This window comes from Prevotella falsenii DSM 22864 = JCM 15124, from assembly GCF_000613945.1.
Taxonomy (GTDB): domain Bacteria; phylum Bacteroidota; class Bacteroidia; order Bacteroidales; family Bacteroidaceae; genus Prevotella; species Prevotella falsenii.
In genome coordinates this window covers 1-19,546 of record NZ_BAJY01000002.1, presented here as the reverse complement: position 1 = coordinate 19,546, position 19,546 = coordinate 1, and the positions used below count along the sequence as shown (strand labels likewise).

Sequence of the window (19,546 nt, the reverse complement as noted above, 5' to 3'; positions counted from 1 at the left end):
TATATAAGAAGAAAAAAATAGCTATCTTTGCAAAAGAAATATTATAGATTATGAATACAATAGAAAGTAACACGAACGAAGAAAAACGTAGTTTGAGCTTTGTAGAACAATTGGTAGAAGAAGATATTGCCGAAGGAAAGAACGGAGGACGCATACAAACCCGCTTCCCGCCGGAGCCTAACGGCTACTTGCATATAGGGCATGCAAAGGCTATTTGCATGGATTTTGGTGTAGCAGAAAAGTATAACGGCATTTGCAACCTGCGCTTCGACGATACAAACCCATCGAAAGAAAACAACGAATATGTAGAAAACATTCTCCACGATATTAGCTGGCTTGGCTTCAAGTGGGGAAACATATACTACGCAAGCGACTATTTTGAAAAGCTTTGGGACTTTGCGGTATGGCTCATCAAGAAAGGACTGGCATACGTTGATGAGCAAAGCTCTGAGCAAATAGCAGCTCAGAAAGGTACACCAACCGAGCCCGGCACGCCGTCGCCATACAGAGACCGACCCATAGAGGAAAGCCTTGCTCTCTTCGAGAAGATGAATACACCCGAAGTTGCCGAAGGTAGCATGGTGCTGCGTGCGAAATTGGATATGGCAAACCCCAACATGCACTTCCGCGACCCCATCATATACCGTATTATACATACGCCACACCATCGCACAGGCACAAAGTGGAACTGCTATCCGATGTACGACTTTGCACACGGACAAAGCGACTACTTTGAAGGAGTAACACATTCCATCTGCACATTGGAGTTTGTGCCCCACCGTCCGCTCTACGATAAGCTCATCGACTTCCTGAAAGAGTCGGACAATACGGCTGATGTGCTGAACGACAACCGCCCACGACAGATTGAGTTTAACCGTCTGAACCTGACCTACACCGTGATGTCGAAGAGAAAATTGCACACACTTGTAGACGAAAAACTTGTAAGTGGCTGGGACGACCCTCGCATGCCTACCCTCTGCGGAATGCGTCGTCGCGGCTATTCTCCTGAATCTATCCGTGCTTTCATCGACTCTATCGGTTATACAAAGTTCGATGCACTGAACGACATGGCATTGCTCGAAGCTGCCGTACGCAACGATTTGAACAAGAAAGCAACACGTGTAAGTGCAGTGCTCGACCCTGTGAAGCTGGTGATAACCAACTATCCGGAAGGTCAGACCGAGGAAATGGAAAGCATAAACAATCCCGAAAACGAGGCAGAAGGCGCACACACGATTACCTTCTCTAAGAATTTATGGATAGAACGTGCCGACTTTATGGAAGACGCACCTAAGAAATTCTTCCGTATGACACCGGGTAAAGAAGTGCGTTTGAAGAGTGCATACATCGTTAAATGTACAGGCTGTACCAAAGACGGGCAAGGAAACATTGTGGAAATTCAAGCGGAATACGACCCAACAAGTAAGAGCGGAATGGAAGGAGCCAACCGTAAAGTGAAGGGAACACTGCACTGGGTGAGCGCAGAACATTGCCTGAAGGCGGAAGTTCGTGAATACGACAGACTCTTCAACGTAGAAAATCCATCTGCCGACGAGCGCGATTTCAGAGAGCTTCTGAACCCCGACAGCTTGAAGGTGTACAACAATTGCTACGTTGAAAAATATCTTTTGGAAAAGAAACCGGGCGATTACTTGCAGTTCCAGCGCACGGGTTACTTTATGCTCGACCCCGATTCTACAGCCGAAAAACTTGTTTTCAACAAGACAGTAGGCCTGAAAGACGCATGGGCTAAAACACAAAATAAAGGATAAAACGATTGAACGAATATTTTAAAAGCAATAAATTCCAACATATTCTTCACGAATACGAAGAGTTATGTAAGCAGAATGCCGGCAGTTTCCTCGACTCTGAGAATCTTGCCGATATTGCCGAGTATTATCATATAATAGGTAAGGAGGAAGAAGCAAGGGCAGCAGCAACATACGCAGTAAATGTTTTTCCGGGTGCTACTGCCCCTCTTTGCTTTTTGGCACGCACTGCACTGTTTGTAGACAAAGACCCTGTAAAGGCTGAACTGCTTGCAGAGGAGATTATAGACAAAACAGATTTAGACTATTATTATCTGATTGCAGAGATAATGATGATGCAGAACAAGCACGAAGAAGCCAACAAGTATCTTTCGGAACACTTCGACGAAATTGCAGCAGACGAACAACAAGACTATATTTTCGATGTTGCTTCGCTCTTTTACGACTACGGTTTAGCAGAACTTGCGCAAAAATGGCTAAGCCAATATGAAGATACAGAAGCGAAAGACTACAAGGAACTAAAAGCAAAGATACTTTTATGGACGGGGAAAAGCAATGAAAGCGAAGATGTGCTGAACGAGCTAATCGACAGCAACCCCTACTCTACTACTTATTGGAACGAATTGGCTGAATGCCATTTCGTTCGTGGCGAATACAACAAATCTATCACGGCGAGCGAATATGCCTTGGCTATCGACCCCGAAGACGAAGACGCTCTCGTAAACAAAGCCAATGCCTTATACAGCATCGGCAACGGTGATGAAGCGATAAACTATTACAAACGCTTTCAGAAAGTTACTGTCGGAGCAAGGCAAAACTTCGTGAACATTACGATTGCAGATATTTATTTGAACCAAAAGAAGATAGAAGAGGCGTTTAAGTACTTCGAAAAAGCAATTGAAAACTCAGAAGCAAAAGAGGAAACATACATACAAATGGCTATTTCGCTGATGGGTAACGGCTATATGAGCGATGCCTATAAGCTGTTTTCTGCTAATCTGCAAAGAGTATCAGAGGACTGGAACATAGGCTATGCGCATTATGCACGATGCTGTTACGAACTTGGATTGATGGACGAATACAACAGAATTTTAGACGTTGCCATCAAGAAGAACTTGGTAGAAACAAAAGATTTACTGGCCGATTTATATCCCGAAGACAGCAAACCGGAGGCATATCCACTGCTTAAACCTACACCGAGAAAAGGAAAGGCAAGCAACAACACGCTACCATTTTAATAATAGAATAACACTAAACATTAGATATTATGGCTACAAACAGTAAATACATAGAAGAAATTGCCAATCAGCAACTACTTACCGATGCTGAAGAGCGCGAACTTGCAGCCAAGATTAAACTTGGAGATGCAAAGGCTTTGGAGGCACTAACGAAAGCTAACCTGAAGTTTGTCGTATCATTGGCTCACCAATACAGAAATCGCGGGCTTGGCGAAGACGACCTGATAAGCGAAGGAAATATTGGTATGATGCACGCAGCACAGAAGTTTGACGGTACAAAAGGTACACGGTTCGTCAAGTTTGCTGCTACCTACATACGCAAAGCAATGGAAGAAGCGATAAGAGAACAGCTCGATACCTATAAGGTACAGAATGTCGGGGAAGAAAAGCAACGCAGTCGGAAAGCCCGCACGCTATCTATCGACCAGCCCGTACCTGTTGGCAGCAACGGCAACTTCACCTTGCAAAGTGTCTTGGAAAACAAGAACTCGCCACAAGCCGACGAGGATTTAACACGCCGGATTATTGCTGCCGAAATTTCAAAAGGCATGGACGTACTGGACGAAAGGCAGCAGAAAGTCATCACGCTTATCTACGGACTGCAGAATGGCCAACGTTATACTATGGAAGAGATAGCCAAAGAAATGGGAATAAAGCGTGAACGTGTGCGCCAAATACGCAACAAGGCATTGCGCAAACTACAAAAACGGCTGAAATAAAGGTATCAGATGGAAGGCATTAGTAACGGAAAACGATTGTGCGAAACCAATCGCGCAGTATGCCTCCATACTGATTTTGACTGTCGGCACACAGGATTAGAACTTGCGAACCATCGTTCAGCTTAGGTCCAAGGCACATTCCTTCGTAGTTGGCGAAGTCCTGACGAAACAAGGTTAATGATGTTTTCCATTCTGCAAGCAGCTGTTTCTGCATATAGGGACTTGCGTCTGTGAGCGGATTGTCGCTGTCTATTTGCTGCGCCGTGTTGGTATCGACACTGTAAAGTTTGTTTTTAACAAACGAACCAAGCTTCTTCGGTGCAACATAAAGTTCTCTTTCCAAAACAAGAAGCATGCCATTATCTAATGCAACCATATCGGCAACTCCCATGGCATAGTTCATTGCAGGCTTGTTCACAGTGCTTTTATCCATTTTGTAAGCATATTGCGCTACGGGTTGGAGGCTTTCGTCGAAAGCTTGAAGCCGCAAACGGTTTTCCAACAACTGCATGGGTGCTGCCTGTTTGCCATCGGTTTCCAATGTAGATTCGGTAGTAGTCCAAAACAAATGTGTAGCAGCATTGTAGGTTAAGGACTCCAATCCATAGATGTGCGAAGCATTACGAAAAGCAGCCGGTACAACCAATGCCTTTCCTGTAAGGTTGCCCGACAAATCGTATTCATAAATTGTATTGTCGGCTTCATGTGCTATAAAGAGGCTATTTCTATCCGAATGAAAGGCAATACCTTCTTCATCGGCATTTGACGCAAGCGAACCAAAGAAACCATCAGACACCACTTGCTTAATATCACCTGTGTTTAAATCTATATCTAACGTGAAAATATAAAAGCCACTGCGCTCTGTTTTATCGGAAACAACTGCATAACGGTTACCTCCCAGCCATGTTATTCCACTGTAATTACCCTTTGGAACTGTTGCCTTAAAATGGTGTTGTGCATTCAAAGCTACCGGTTTAGGATAGTTTTGTCCAAACGTTGATGCCGAAATAAGGGCAAGAAATAAAGCAAAAAGTAACTTCATTGAAATGCTATTTATATGTTTTGGTAAGCAAAACCTACACTTTCGCAACGTCAAATCGCAGTTATCGCTTTTTAACGGAATTGTTTTTACAAAAGTAAAGCTATTTTTTGGTATTTCGCTTAAGCAACAACAAGAAAATCGTTCCTTCACCCATAACTTTCTGTCGAACTCCATATATACTATGAAACGAAATGATTTGAAGTGTTGAAAACGACGGATATGGATTTGATTATCGCATATAAAGTTACCAAAAAATATTTCATGCTTCAACTTTTTAAGAATTTTCCTATACCGAACTTGAATTAATAAAAGGTGATTTTCATTAGAAACGAAAACCACCTAATATGTCTTTATCATCTATTTTCCATTTATTCAGGCAACTGTGCCTTTAGATATAGTTTCTTAACGAACTTCATATCGTGTTCAACCATTATCTTAACCAACTGTTCAAAGGTGGTTTTGCGAGGGTTCCAACCCAACTTTGTTCTTGCTTTCGTAGGGTCGCCAAGCAGTTGTTCCACTTCGGCAGGACGGAAATATTTAGGGTCTACCTCCACAATCGCTTCGCCAGTGGCTTTGTTATATCCTTTTTCGTCGATGCCTTCGCCTCTCCATTCAAGTTCTATACCAACTTCTTTAAACGCAGCCATGCAGAAAGCACGCACCGTGTACATCTCTCCGGTAGCGATAACGAAGTCGTCCGGCTCGTCTTGCTGCAGTATTAGCCACATACATTCAACATAATCCTTAGCGTATCCCCAGTCGCGTTGTGCGCTAAGATTGCCAAGATAAAGTTTATCTTGCATACCTTGAGCAATGCGAGAAGCTGCTAAAGTGATTTTGCGCGTAACGAAATTCTCGCCACGGCGTTCGCTTTCATGGTTGAAAAGAATACCGTTGCAACAGTACATTCCGTACGATTCGCGATAGTTTTTCATTATCCAGTAGCCATAGAGCTTTGCAACAGCGTATGGAGAACGCGGATAGAAAGGTGTTGTTTCTTTCTGTGGAACTTCCTGAACCTTACCAAACAGTTCTGAAGTTGATGCCTGATAAATCTTACAAACCTTTTCCAAGCCACAAATACGTACGGCTTCCAAGAGCCGGAGTACGCCAACCGCATCGGTATCGGCTGTATATTCGGGCACATCAAAGCTGACTTTAACATGGCTTTGTGCTGCAAGGTTGTAGATTTCGGTAGCTTTACTTCGCCAATAATACGGATTAAAGAAGACGAATCGGTCATATCTGCCCAATGCAGATTAATCAAACGGTCTTTCTTCATATCGCGAACCCATTCGTCTAAATACAAATGCTCAATGCGTCCCGTATTAAAAGAAGAACTACGGCGCAACAGTCCGTGTACTTCATAACCTTTTTCTATCAAAAATTCTGCCAAGTAGCTTCCGTCTTGACCCGTAATTCCTGTTATTAATGCTATATTCTTACTCATTTATTATTCCGTTTTAAACTTTAAACGGCTATTTAAGAAGTTTATTTTAATTCATCAATCGTTTTCTGAAAATTGCTTTATACGCTGCTCCTCGTCAAGTTTGCAGATAAGCAACATGCCATCTTTTTCGGCTACGATATAGCCTTCAAGACCTTGAACTACAACCTTTTTTGCATCGGTTGCGTGGACTATGCAGTTCTTACTATCATACATTTGTATGTTATCGCCTATCACTGCGTTGCCGTAAAGGTCGTGCTGAGACTGCAAGTGCAGCGAACCCCATGTGCCAAGGTCGCTCCAACCGAAGTCGGCAGGGCAAACAAAGATTTCTTCAGCCTTCTCCATAATAGCGTAATCGACCGATATTCCCTCGCATTCCGGATAAACCTCATCAATGTATTTCTGTTCTTCGGAAGTGCCTAACACATCAAAAATACGTTCAAAGATACGGGCAATGCCGGGTTGGTATATACGGAAAGCGTTCACGATGGTAGATACATTCCAGATGAAGATACCTGCGTTCCAAAAGAAATTATTCATACTGATGTACTTCTTTGCCGTTTCTACATCGGGTTTTTCGCGGAATTGGTCTACGCGGAATATCTCCTTGTTGCGTACAGAAGGTGCTGTTAAATCGGCTTGTATATATCCGTACCCCGTTTCAGGGCGCGAAGGCTTCATTCCCAACGTAACGATAGCATCGGTTTCAGAGGTAAACTTCAAGCAATTTGTTACAACACGACGGAACTCATCTTGATTGGTTACGATATGGTCGCTTGGAGTTACGATGATGTTTGCTTTAGGGTCGGACTTCTTTATGCGCCAACTAACGTATGCTATGCAAGGTGCTGTGTTCCTTCTGCACGGCTCGCTCAAGATGTTACCAACAGGAATGTCGGGCAATTGTTCGTGAACCAGCTCGCAATATTTTTCGTTCGTAACCACCCAAACGTTTTCAGGCTTCGTGATACCTTTCAAACGGTCGTATGTAAGTTGCATTAACGACCTGCCGACACCCAACACATCGATGAACTGTTTGGGCTTATCAATCGTACTCATAGGCCAGAATCGGCTGCCGACTCCTCCTGCCATTATCACAAGATGGTTGTTTGTATGTATCATAACTTCTTTAGGCTTAGCTTATTTGTAAATAGAATAAGTGCAAATATACAAATAAATATTTGAAAAGACAAGCTTTATATTTATCTTTCTACCTTACTCGAACAAATTCAAACTTGGGTCGGCTTGAGGTTTTACTTCCTTTGTTTCATTCTGTTCGTCCAAGAATTTTAACCTCAACTGTTTAATTTGTTGGTTTTCAGTATTAATACAATAAACTCCTTTCTTTACTTTTCCCAACATAGAGTCTGTGCGTCTGCTCATCTTTATGAGGCTTTGCTGCACTTCTTGGTGCACTTCTTCAACGTCTAAAGGCAGAAAGAACGAATTGTGCGTGTTGAATATATGGCGCGAAATCTTACCAACTGACAATCCTTTCTCGCCAGCTTCTATCAACAACAACAATATTTCTTTCTCGTATCGCATAAAAAAGGAGTCTATACCATAAATACAGACTCCCCTCTTAATTTTGTTTCTCTTATTAAGCCAAGACTATTTTGTCGTCTTCGCTATTTATTTTTCCTTCCTTTAGAAGCCAACCTATACCAAGATAAGTCTCTTCAATGGTGATTTTTGCTGCCTTTGCAATTTCAGAAACAGTAAGTCCTTTGTTATCTGCTGCAAGTGCATTGTACACATCGCCGGCTTTAAAGCCTACATTTTCTGAGCTTAAATCTACCTTCGCTGCAACTTTCTTTGCACTGGTTTTCTTTGTTGTTGTCCGTTTGGTTGCCGCTTTAGCAACTTCTTTCTTTTCTACCATAATCATTCATCACTTATTTAAATACTACTGAAGTAGATAATAACAAACGCTATTATTTGCTGCAAATATACGTTAAATATCTCAATGAAACTAATTTATTGATAAAAAAACAACAACTTCGAAGCCATAACGACCCAAGAGTTGAGTTTTATTGATTTACATCAACATATATCACTCTTTCAAGTCTAATTTTATCTGCAATTCATCGAGCTGTTTTGGTGCAATAACCGACGGCGCGTCAAGCATCACATCGCGTCCGCTGTTGTTCTTAGGGAACGCTATTACATCGCGGATTGTGTCGAGTCCTGCCATGATACTTACGTATCGGTCGAGTCCGAATGCAATACCTGCGTGAGGAGGAGCACCGTAGCGGAAAGCATTCATCAAGAAACCAAACTGCTCTTCTGCCTGTTGCTTCGTAAATCCAAGCACTTCAAACATTCTTTCCTGCAATTCAGTGTCGTGAATACGAATAGAACCGCCACCAACTTCAATGCCATTGCATACAAAATCGTAAGCCAATGCTCTTACTTGCTCGGGGTGTTCGTCGAGCAAATGCAAGTCTTCCGGGTTTGGCATAGTGAATGGGTGGTGGGTAGCCATGAGGCGTTGTTCTTCGTCGCTCCATTCAAAGAGTGGGAAATCGACTATCCACAGGCACTTGAAAACATTCTTATCGCGTAAGCCCAAACGATTACCCATCTCTAAACGAAGCGAGCACAGCTGAACTCTTGTTTTATTTACATTGTCGCCCGAAAGTATCAGAACAAGGTCGCCATTGTTTGCTCCCGTTGTTTCCTTTACCTTTTGCAGCTGCTCTTGTGTAAAGAACTTATCGACAGAGCTTTTTGCTTCGCCGTTCTCGTCGTACTTGATATAAACCAATCCCTTTGCACCAACTTGCGGACGCTTCACGAAATCGGTAAGTTCGTTCAGTTGCTTGCGGCTATAATCAGCGCAATTCGGCACTACGATACCTCCAATGTAGTTTGCTTCGTTGAATACAGAGAACTCGCTCGTACCTTTCAAATCGTCCATAAGTTCTACAAACTCCATTCCGAAACGCACATCAGGCTTGTCAGAACCATAACGCTTCATGGCATCGTGCCACGTCATCTGTTCCAATTTAGCAGGAAGTTCCAATCCTCTGATTTCCTTGAACAGATAGCGAGCCATATCTTCGAACACCTGAAGAACGTCTTCTTGATGCACGTACGACATTTCGCAGTCGATTTGGGTAAACTCCGGCTGACGGTCGGCACGCAAGTCTTCGTCACGGAAACACTTTGCTATTTGGAAATAGCGGTCGAAACCAGCCACCATCAGTAGCTGTTTCAGTGTTTGCGGACTTTGTGGAAGTGCATAAAACTGACCCGGATTCATACGAGAAGGCACCACAAAGTCGCGTGCTCCTTCAGGAGTAGAACCTATAAGAATAGGTGTTTCAACTTCGATGAAGTTCAGATTGTCGAGGAAGTTACGAATAAGAATTGTCATTCTATGGCGCAATTCCAAGTTGCTGCGCACCGCAGGGCGTCGCAAATCCAAATATCTGTATTTCATTCGGAGGTCGTCGCCACCGTCTGTATTGTCTTCTATCGTGAATGGAGGGGTGAGCGAGCTGCTCAGCACCGTCAGTTCCTTGGCAATAATCTCTATATCGCCTGTTGCTATCTTATTATTCTTACTTTGACGTTCGCTTACAATACCTTTCACACGAATGCAATATTCGCGCCCCAATTTGTTAGCTTCATCGCAAAGACCAGCATCTTCAGCTTCGTTAAATACAAGTTGTGTAATACCATAACGGTCGCGCAAATCGACAAAGGTCATACCACCCATTTTACGTGAGCGTTGAACCCAGCCCGCAAGTACCACTTCCTTACCTGCGTCTGTTAAGCGAAGTTCACCACAAGTCTTAGTCCGATACATATCTTCTCTACTTTTTTATTGTTTATTTCTGCAAAGGTACAAACTTTTAACGAGAACAGATAAAACACAATAAGGAAAATTCAGCTTTTTCTTTATAAGGTATCTGCGCCCTATTCTGTCAGGGAAATATTGCTGTTTGCTAAACTTAAAATAGGCGTAACCTTATCTGAACCTTCAGTACGACACACTCAACGCACTCGATATGCTACAATTGCATTAAAGGCAGAGACATTTAAAACAAGCTGTTATTTGCCGTCCGATAAAACTCAAAATACAGCAATATTCCTTCTTATATAAGCGGAGAAAAGACGGAAAATATGTAAAGATTTTTAGCAACGATACATCTTGTGTAACTATCTCGTTATCAATGCATTGTAAAACCTATTGTTTTGCAATGCAAAAGCGGCTGTTTTGCACGGTAAAACCGTAGGTTTTGCGTTGCAAAACCTACGGTTTCGCAACGCCAAAGTGCTTTTATCACTTTTTAAGAGAATTATCTTTACAAAATTATCGATACTTTAAAGACTATCTTTCAGCTGTGAAAAGAAAATCATTCGCTGAAATAACCCCCTGCCGAACCATCATCAATATTGTCTGTTAAGCAGATTGTATATTTAAAAAACCTATGTTCTTAGGGGGCAGAACATAGGTTTTTACTTTTACGAAATATCTACTTTGACAAACTATTGAGCCTTGCTATATACTTGCCAAGTATGTCGAACTCAATATTTACAACCGTCCCTACTTGTATCTCGGCAAAGTTTGTATTTTCGAGCGTGTAGGGAATAATTGCCACTTTGAAAGTGTTGGCAGTGGGTTCGCACACTGTCAGCGATACGCCATTGACTGTAACCGAACCTTTATCCACAGTGAAGTAGCCTCGCTGTGCCATTTCTACATCGCCCTTGTACTCAAAGGTGAAATAGGTACTGCCATTTGCATTTTCCATAGCAATGCAACGAGCAGTTTCATCTACATGCCCTTGAACGATATGACCATCTAAACGACCATTCATCAGCATGGAACGTTCTACGTTTACACGGTCGCCCACTTTCAGCAAACCAAGGTTCGACCTGTCCAAAGTTTCTTTCATGGCTGTTACGGTATAGGTTTCGCCTTGCAGGCGGACTACCGTAAGACACACGCCATTGTGTGCAATGCTTTGGTCTATCTTCAATTCACTCGTAAACGAACACTTTAAAACGAAGTTTATATTTTCTTGATAACGCTCAATGGCAACCACTTGTGCCATTTCTTCTACAATTCCGGAGAACATAATTCCTTATTATTAAAAACTTTATTAAACTTGCAGGAATGCTTTTACTCACAAAAAATAAGGTGGAACTCCTTTGGAACTCCACCTTTTTTGTAGTCCTCGTATTGAGAGGATTTGAGAAAGCCGTATCGATGATGTGATGAAAAGTCCGAGTATCTATGATAAGAGAGCTCTCTGCTTTTGTAATCCACCGACCCGAAGGTTTAGTCGCTGAAATGCGTTTTATGTGGCCCGCCATTGTCAAGAGAAGTCTTCTCGGTTTTCAGATTTATTTGATGACTATCCCAATCGAATCGATACGACTATAGCTTTTCCTTTCTAAGCACAAAGGTAGCACTTTTTTTCGATGTACCAAACATTTGCACTAAATTATTGTTTCATAAAGTACCTCGCCAATGGTTGGGTGTATGTGAATCATGTCGGCAAGGTCGGCAAGTGTTGTATCGTTGTTCATAAGAACGGCTACCTCTTGTGTGATGTCGGCAGAGTGGGCACCAAAGACGTGGCAACCCAGTATTTTTCCATTCTCGTCTGCCATTACCTTCACCATTCCTTCGGTTTCTTCCATTGCCAACGCTTTACCATTAGAGCGATAGAAACCTTTCTTAACGGTGTAGCTTATGCTCTCTTTCTTGCAAGCATCTTCCGATAGTCCTACCGAACCGGCTTCGGGATAGGTAAATACTGCTGCCGGCATAATGTCGAAGCGTATTTTATCGTCCTTTCCAAGTATGCGGTTAATGACGTGTGTTCCTTGGAAACTTGCAGCATGTGCAAGCATCTGCTTGCCATTGACATCGCCAACGGCATAAACACCGGGAACATTGGTTTCGTAATGTTCGTTGGTTTCAATGCCTTGCTTGATGCAGTTAATACCCGCTGCTTCAAGTCCGAGCCCTTCAACGTTGGCAGCACGTCCTGTTGCAACAAGCACAACATCGGCAACCACTTGCTTCTCCTGTCCCTTTTGTTCAAAAGTAACAATCGCTTGCTTCTTGTCGTCGGTGGCAACGATACTCTTGACGCCGCTATTCATGTTGAAGTTGATGCCACGTTTCTCCAATGTCTTGCGCAAACGCTTTGCAATATCAGAGTCGATAGTAGGCAAACATTCTTTCAAGAACTCGATGACTGTAACCGAACTGCCGAATGTTTCAAAGGCAGAAGCCAATTCAAGCCCGATAACACCCGCACCGATAATAGCCATTGTCTGTGGAACGTGGTCTATATCGAGCAACTCGGTAGAAGTCATAACCTTGTCTTTCAACGGTTCACCTTCAGGTGTATCGAAAGCAGGGATAAACGGAAGCAAACGAGCGTGCGAACCTGTGGCGATAATAATGTTATCGGCTGTCATCTGTATGCCGTTCACTTCTATTACTTTCTTATCCACAAACTTTGCTTCACCTTCTATATAGGTGATGCCGGGCATCGACATCAGCCCCTTTACGCCTTCGCGCAGTTGAGCGATAACATTGTTCTTACGCTCTTGTATGCGAGCGAAATTAACACTGCCGCCCCCCACGCAAGACAACAGAGGGTTGCGATAGAGGTCAGCATCGTGAGCAAAGCTCTTCGTAGGTATACAACCTTCGTTCAGACACGTACCCCCGGGATTTCGTTTCTCGATGATGGTAACCTTGAGGCCATCTTTTGCCGCATGCACAGCTGTATGATAGCCTCCGGGACCAGCACCGATTATAATTAAATCGGTCTTTTCCATAATATAAAATCTATAAGATTACTGTTTCATCATTGCCTGACGGTAGTTAAGGATAGGCTCTTTCGCAGCCAACACGTCATCAACACGACCGATAGGAGTGCTATGTGGTGCTTCCAAAACTTCCTGCGGAGTTTCGCGCGCTTCACGTGCGATGGTGTGCATAATATCAATGAAACCGTCAAGTGTCTTCTTGCTTTCGTTCTCTGTAGGCTCAATCATCATTGCTTCGTGGAAGAGTAATGGGAAATAAATCGTTGGAGCATGGTAGCCATAGTCGAGCAAACGTTTTGCAACGTCCATCGTTGTAACACCGGTGCTCTTATCTTTGAGTCCATCGAATACAAATTCGTGCATGCAAATGCCTTCGATTGGCAATTCGTAGTCGTCCTTCAAGCATTCCTTAATGTAGTTTGCATTGAGTGTAGCGTAAGAACCTATCATCTTCAAGTTCTCCTTGCCCAGTGTCAAGATGTAAGTATAAGCACGCAAAGACACAAGGAAGTTGCCCATAAACTGCCCAACGTGCATGTTGTTGAGGTTGTATTCGGCAGTTGCTTCAGGCAATTCAACATCGAAACCTGCATCTGTTTTCACAACGTGTGGCTTTGGCAAGAACTCAACAAGGTCTGTTCTTACTCCAACAGGACCACCACCGGGACCGCCACCGCCATGAGGAGTAGAGAAGGTCTTGTGGATATTGATGTGCATTACATCAAATCCCATATCGCCGGGACGTGCAACACCCAACAGTGGGTTGAGGTTTGCTCCATCGTAATACATCAGACCACCGCACTCGTGAACCATTTTAGCAATCTCGGGAATGTTCTTTTCAAACAAACCAAGTGTATTAGGATTGGTCATCATCATACCTGCTATATCGTCGCCGAGCAATGGTTTCAAGTCTTCAACGTCTACAAGACCATCGGCAGTGCTCTTAACTTCTACCACATCAAGCCCACAAACAGCTGCCGAAGCAGGGTTTGTACCGTGTGCAGAGTCAGGAATAATAATCTTCTTACGCTTCGTATCGCCACGTTTCTCGTGGTAAGAGCGGATAATCATAAGACCTGTAAGTTCTCCTTGTGCACCTGCAAATGGATTTACCGTAAAGTCTGCAAGACCGGAGATGCTTGAAAGAACATTTGCCAAGCCATAATTAACCTCTAATGCACCTTGCACGGTGCTGATAGGCTGCATTGGGTGAATGCCTGTAAAGCCCGGCATAGCAGCTATTTCCTCATTGATAGTAGGGTTGTACTTCATAGTACAAGAACCCAATGGATAGAAACCATTGTCTACACCAAAATTGTTTCCGCTGTGGTTTGTATAGTGGCGCACAACTGTGAGCTCATCGCACTCCGGAAGTTCTGCGTCTTTTTCACGCTTCAAGTTGTTTGGAAGCTCGTAGTTTCCAAATTCGTTTTTAGGTAGGCTATAAGCTTTGCAACCCGGTTGAGAAAGCTCAAATATTAAATTGCCATATAATCTATTGTTCATTTCTTCAATAATTTAAGTGTTTGTAAAACTTTGCTTAAAGTTCATTAGGTTAGAGAAGTGCAACAAGTGCTTCCATCTCTTCTTTCGTACACTTTTCCGTTACGGCAACAAGGAGTTGGTCGTCGCCAACCTTTACGCCCGGTAGGATTCCTTGTTCGATTGCTTTATCGTAGAAAGCATCACGATTTTCAACTTTCACCAAGAACTCATTGAAGAATGGTTGATTATAAACCAACTGTGCTTTACCGGTAGCCACCATCTTATCGCATAGATAATGAGCCGCATCGAAACTTATCTGTGCAGCTTCCTTGACACCCTGCTTGCCCATCATTGACATATAGATGGTAACATAAAGTGCCATTAAACTTTGGTTAGAACAAATATTCGATGTTGCCTTTTGGCGACGAATGTGCTGCTCGCGAGCTTGCAAGGTAAGTACAAATACACGCTGTCCACGGGTATCTTTTGTCTGTCCGACGATACGACCGGGCATCTTACGCATCATTTTTTGCGTACAGCTCATATAACCGGCGTATGGACCACCGAACGCCATGGGCAAACCAAGACTTTGAACATCGCCTACTGCAAAGTCAGCCCCCCACTCGCCCGGAGTTTTAAGAATAGAAAGGTCGGCTGCAACACTATTTACAATAAACAAAGCCTTATTGTCGTGGCAGATGTCGGCAAAGCCTGTGAAGTTTTCAGCAATACCATAATAGTTTGGTTGTTGAACAATAACGCCTGCTACACCACCTTCTGCGATTTTAGTTTCCAAGTCTTTCTTAGATGTTACACCATTCTCGCCGGCAACTGAAACAAGGTTTACACCATTGAAGTGTGCGTATGTTCTGAGCACTTCGATAATCTGTGGGTTGATTGTTTCAGAATATAAGACGGTCTTGCGCTTGCTCGATTGAGCCGCAGCTACCATCATTGCTTCAGCAGTAGCAGTAGACCCATCGTACATAGACGCATTGGCAACGTCCATATTGGTAAGTTCTGCTATCATGCTTTGGAACTCAAATATGTAGTGTAATGTGCCTTGCGAAATTTCAGCTTGGTACGGAGTGTATGAGGTAAGGTATTCTGAACGACTTACAAGCTGTGGAACAGCACTTGGTGTATAGTGGTCGTACACGCCTGCACCGGCGAAACAAGTCAGCTGTTGGTTCTTATCTGCCAACTTCTTAAAGAAGTTTCTTATCTCGATTTCACTCTTTGCTTCAGGAATATCATATTCTCCCTTAAATCGTAATGCTTCAGGAATACCTGCAAAAAGGTCTTGAATGTTTTTCACGCCAACCTTATTGAGCATTGCCTGTGTATCCTCTTCAGTATGTGGAAAGAATTTAAAAGTCATAATTTTCGTATTTAATCATTTAGCTTTCACAAAGGAAATAGCTGTTTTCTTTCGCAAAAACCTACTTTGAGAAGGAAAACAGCTATAAACTTAATAAAGAATGCTTGTTTATAAACTATTTTGCGCAGAACTCTTCGTAGCCCTTTGCGTCCATGAGGTTGTCGAGTTCAGACTTGTTTGTAAGTTCTACCTTGAGTATCCAGTTTGCGTATGGGTCTTGATTTAGAAGCTCAGGTTGGTCTTCAAGTGCCTCGTTTACTTCCAACACCTTGCAAGAAACAGGTGAGTTAAGGTCAGAAGCAGCCTTAACACTTTCTACTGCGCCGAAGCCTTCTTCTGCTTCAAACTCATCATCAGCCTCCGGCATATCAACGTAAACAACGTTGCCAAGTGCGTGCTGTGCATAGTCAGTAATACCAATGTAAGCTACATCGCCTTCAACCTTTACATACTCATGCGACTCTGCATAGTAGAGTCCTTCAATTACTTTTGCCATTTTATGTTTATCTTTTTATTGTTTTTTTGTTATTATATATATAAGGTGGGAATGCACCGGCATTGTTACATTCTCACCTTGTGTTTTTTACTTAACGTAATGTGGGTCGTAAAATTTCTTCTTGCCTACTGTTGCAGGGAAGAACTTCTTGCGAATCTGTACTTCTACACGGTCTTCCATCTTTATATCGGCATCAACCAATGCAACCGCACAGCTTCTTTCAACAGAAATAAGCTTGTAACCTGTTGTTATCTCGCCCACTTCCTTGCCATCTTTAAATACTTTATAGCCGTTGCGTGGAATTGCATTGTCGTCCAGCCAAATACCACGGAGACGCTTCGTTACGCCTTCGGTCTTCTGCTTTAACAATGCTTCTTTACCGAGGAAGTTCTCTTTATCGAACTTCACGAACATTGACAAGCCTGCCATTACCGGAGTAATTGTTTCAGAAAGTTCGTGTCCGTAAAGCGGCATACCTGCTTCGAAACGCAATGTATCGCGACAACCAAGACCGCAAGGTGTAGCACCTGCCTCCATCAGCTTGTCCCACATCTTGACAATATATGCAGGAGCACCATAAAGTTCAAAGCCATCTTCGCCCGTATAACCTGTACGAGAAATGATAATGTCTTCGCCTTCGTGCTGCGCTTTCTTTACTTCGTAGAACTTCAAGTCAGAGCAAGGAATGCCGAGCTTGTCCTGAATAATCTTTTCTGCTTCAGGTCCTTGAATGGCAAGCTGACCATATTTCTCGCTATCATTAACGAGTTGAACATCGAAACCTTCCGTATGCTTCTTTATCCATTCGTAGTCTTTTTCGATGTTGGCAGCGTTTACTGTCAGGATAAATTCGTTCTCGCCTACCTTGCAGATGCAGGTATCGTCTACCACACCGCCGTCTTCCATACAGAACATACCGTAAAGCACCTTGCCTACAGGTAAGCCTGTAACGTCGTTGGTGAAGATATAATTAACGAATTTCTCTGCCTCATTGCCCGAAACAACAAGTTCGCCCATGTGAGACACGTCAAAAACGCCACAATGCTTTCTTACTGCATTGTGTTCATCAATAATACTTGAATACTGAATTGGCATATCGAAACCACCAAACGGTGAAATCAATGCTCCTAATGCTACATGCTTGTCATAAAGGCATGTTCTTTTATTCTCCATAATTGCTTTAGAATTTTATTTTTTGGCTGCCCTTTGATAGTTATATCATTGGTCCAGCTATTATTTGATTTAGGTTGGAATACCTCCCATTTTTCTTGCGATGCAAATATAATAAAGTTTTTTGGAAAACACAAAAAAAACAGAAGAATTAATATCACATTCTCTCCGTCTTTCATTTAAGGTACATTCTTATGTTTATTACCTTTAAAAAGCCTTTTATAAACGGAAAAGCTTTCACTGCCTCATCAGGGATATTACTAAAAACATCTGCAAGATTGCCTTCTTAATCTGCCTTCTTATGCCGCATTAACGTATATATATAAGGTATATATAAAAAGAAAATAAGAGGGTATAACATAATTCATTTTTATATTATACCCTCATTTTCTTGGATACTGACAGAGTCGTTCAACTTTCAGACTCCATCAACAATAAAGCCATATTATTATCCGAGTCGTCTCAACTGCACGGTGAAGTGGCGCATCAGCGGAGCTTCCCACTCAATAGCAACACCACGTGTAACGCTCTCGCGACGGTCGAAGACATTCTTCAAGGCAGCTGCTATCACGTTCATGTGGTTGTCTGTATATACGCGACGAGGGATAGCCAAGCGCAGAAGGTCGAGTCCACCGAAACGGTTCTCGCCTGTTTCAGGGTCGCGGTCGGCAAGCATGTAGCCTACTTCCACGCCACGAATGCCCGCTTCGAGGTAAAGTTCGCAGGTCAGTGTCTGTGCAGGGAACTCTTCTTTAGGCACGTGGGTGAGCACCTTGCTTGCATCTACGAAGATGGCATGGCCGCCGGCAGGACGCTGATAAGGAATTCCGTATTCGTCAAGCTTCTTTGCAAGATACTCCACTTGATGGATTCGGGTTTGAAGCATATCAAATTCGGTATTCTCGTCCAGTCCCTGTGCAAGCGCATTGAGGTCGCGTCCGCTCATTCCACCATAGGTAACGTAGCCTTCCATCGGTATGCAGAACATCTTTGCACCCTCAAACCACTCTTTATTATTGGTAGCTATAAATCCGCCCATATTCACAACGCCGTCTTTCTTTGCAGACATTGTTGCTGCATCGGCATCGGCATACATCTCTCGAACAATTTCCTTGATGGTCTTATCAGCGTAACCTTCCTCGCGTACCTTAATAAAATAAGCGTTCTCGGCAAAGCGGGCAGAGTCCATTACTACCGGTACGCCATACTGATGACAGAGTGCACAGGTCTCCTTGATATTCTTCATGCTGACCGGCTGACCGCCCACGGTGTTATTGGTAACGGTGAGCACCATGAAAGGCACGTTGCCTTGGTTTTCTTTCAGCACCTTCTCGAGCTTTTTCAAGCAAACGTTACCTTTGAAAGGAACTTCCTTTTGGGTGTCCTTCGCATCGTCGGTAGTTACGTCGATGGCGTGTGCCTTGCGGCTTTCGATGTGTCCTTTGGTGGTATCGAAATGAGCATTGCCCGGAATTACGTTACCTTTCTTAACAAGATAAGAGAAGAGCACGTTCTCGGCAGCACGTCCCTGATGGGTCGGAATAATATATTTCAGTCCAAGAATTTTCTGTACCGTCTCCTCGAACTTATAGAACGATGTGGCACCGGCATAGCTCTCGTCGCCCAGCATCATTGCTGCCCACTGACGGTCAGACATTGAACCTGTTCCGCTATCGGTAAGCAGGTCGATGTAAACTTGTTCTGCCTTGAGTTGGAATACGTTGTAGTGTGCTTCCTTGAGCCACTGTTCTCTTTCCTCACGTGTACTTTTCTTGATTGGTTCAATCATCTTGATTTTCCAAGACTCTGCAAATGGTATTTCCATAATTCGATTTGTTTTTAATTATTTGTGTATAATGGTTATAAGAATATTTATTTATTTTATGAGATAAATAGATTTCTACAGTTTGCAAATATACACAATTCTTTTTCATTTGTATATACTTTTCGGTAAAAAAATGGCCATTAACGTGAGTTCGGCGTAATGGC

At 43.0% G+C, this 19,546-nt stretch carries 15 protein-coding genes and 1 pseudogene; 3 read left to right on the top strand and 13 right to left on the bottom strand.

The genetic code is table 11. The features are described 5' to 3' along the window. The first annotated feature begins 50 nt into the window (after nt 1-50). Genes JCM15124_RS01185 through JCM15124_RS01175 form a run of 3 tightly spaced genes read left to right on the top strand, consistent with a single transcriptional unit; the run spans nt 51 to nt 3,726 of the window. Nucleotides 51-1,772 (top strand): glutamine--tRNA ligase/YqeY domain fusion protein, encoded by a 1,722-nt coding sequence (locus JCM15124_RS01185; RefSeq protein ID WP_024997960.1) that lies wholly within the window; start codon nt 51-53, stop codon nt 1,770-1,772. A gap of 5 nt (nt 1,773-1,777) precedes the next feature. Next, nucleotides 1,778-3,007 carry a tetratricopeptide repeat protein gene (locus tag JCM15124_RS01180; RefSeq protein ID WP_024997959.1) on the top strand — a complete coding sequence of 410 codons (1,230 nt, stop codon included), beginning with the start codon at nt 1,778-1,780 and terminating at the stop codon, nt 3,005-3,007. Between the two features lie 29 nt (nt 3,008-3,036). Beyond that, a complete protein-coding gene (locus tag JCM15124_RS01175; protein WP_024997958.1) occupies nt 3,037-3,726 on the top strand; it encodes a sigma-70 family RNA polymerase sigma factor in 690 nt (229 codons plus the stop codon). Between the two features lie 19 nt (nt 3,727-3,745). On the opposite strand, the gene JCM15124_RS01170 is transcribed toward JCM15124_RS01175, so the two are convergent. The 13 genes and pseudogenes from JCM15124_RS01170 to tnaA all read right to left on the bottom strand — a co-directional run bounded on the left by JCM15124_RS01170 (nt 3,746) and on the right by tnaA (nt 19,382). Beyond that, complete coding sequence (locus tag JCM15124_RS01170; RefSeq protein WP_024997957.1) at nt 3,746-4,768, bottom strand: esterase-like activity of phytase family protein; 1,023 nt, start codon at nt 4,766-4,768, stop codon at nt 3,746-3,748. A 368-nt stretch (nt 4,769-5,136) separates the two neighbouring features. Next, nucleotides 5,137-6,221 (bottom strand): annotated as a pseudogene (gene gmd, locus JCM15124_RS12770) (GDP-mannose 4,6-dehydratase). 54 nt (nt 6,222-6,275) lie between these two features. Next, a complete protein-coding gene (locus tag JCM15124_RS01160; protein WP_024997956.1) occupies nt 6,276-7,343 on the bottom strand; it encodes a mannose-1-phosphate guanylyltransferase in 1,068 nt (355 codons plus the stop codon). Nucleotides 7,344-7,436: 93 nt separating this feature from the next. After that, the gene (locus JCM15124_RS01155; protein ID WP_024997955.1) at nt 7,437-7,766 is read right to left on the bottom strand and encodes a hypothetical protein; all 330 of its coding nucleotides are present in this window, start codon (nt 7,764-7,766) and stop codon (nt 7,437-7,439) included. A gap of 55 nt (nt 7,767-7,821) precedes the next feature. After that, nucleotides 7,822-8,103 (bottom strand): winged helix-turn-helix domain-containing protein, encoded by a 282-nt coding sequence (locus JCM15124_RS01150; RefSeq protein ID WP_024997954.1) that lies wholly within the window; start codon nt 8,101-8,103, stop codon nt 7,822-7,824. Nucleotides 8,104-8,274: 171 nt separating this feature from the next. Continuing rightward, on the bottom strand, nt 8,275-10,035 hold the full coding sequence (gene aspS, locus JCM15124_RS01145; RefSeq protein ID WP_024997953.1) for an aspartate--tRNA ligase: 1,761 nt from the start codon (nt 10,033-10,035) through the stop codon (nt 8,275-8,277). 670 nt (nt 10,036-10,705) lie between these two features. Beyond that, nucleotides 10,706-11,311, bottom strand: coding sequence for a riboflavin synthase (locus JCM15124_RS01135; protein WP_024997952.1), 606 nt, complete (start codon nt 11,309-11,311; stop codon nt 10,706-10,708). Between the two features lie 364 nt (nt 11,312-11,675). Then, nucleotides 11,676-13,034 (bottom strand): dihydrolipoyl dehydrogenase, encoded by a 1,359-nt coding sequence (lpdA, locus tag JCM15124_RS01130; protein WP_024997951.1) that lies wholly within the window; start codon nt 13,032-13,034, stop codon nt 11,676-11,678. A gap of 18 nt (nt 13,035-13,052) precedes the next feature. Further along, on the bottom strand, nt 13,053-14,531 hold the full coding sequence (gene gcvPB, locus JCM15124_RS01125; protein ID WP_024997950.1) for an aminomethyl-transferring glycine dehydrogenase subunit GcvPB: 1,479 nt from the start codon (nt 14,529-14,531) through the stop codon (nt 13,053-13,055). Nucleotides 14,532-14,580: 49 nt separating this feature from the next. Beyond that, nucleotides 14,581-15,891 (bottom strand): aminomethyl-transferring glycine dehydrogenase subunit GcvPA, encoded by a 1,311-nt coding sequence (gene gcvPA / locus JCM15124_RS01120; protein ID WP_024997949.1) that lies wholly within the window; start codon nt 15,889-15,891, stop codon nt 14,581-14,583. Nucleotides 15,892-16,006: 115 nt separating this feature from the next. Continuing rightward, a complete protein-coding gene (gcvH, locus tag JCM15124_RS01115) occupies nt 16,007-16,387 on the bottom strand; it encodes a glycine cleavage system protein GcvH (protein ID WP_024997948.1) in 381 nt (126 codons plus the stop codon). Between the two features lie 87 nt (nt 16,388-16,474). Continuing rightward, on the bottom strand, nt 16,475-17,560 hold the full coding sequence (gene gcvT, locus JCM15124_RS01110) for a glycine cleavage system aminomethyltransferase GcvT (protein WP_024997947.1): 1,086 nt from the start codon (nt 17,558-17,560) through the stop codon (nt 16,475-16,477). A gap of 445 nt (nt 17,561-18,005) precedes the next feature. Continuing rightward, complete coding sequence (gene tnaA, locus JCM15124_RS01100; protein WP_024997945.1) at nt 18,006-19,382, bottom strand: tryptophanase TnaA; 1,377 nt, start codon at nt 19,380-19,382, stop codon at nt 18,006-18,008. Nucleotides 19,383-19,546 lie beyond the last annotated feature (164 nt).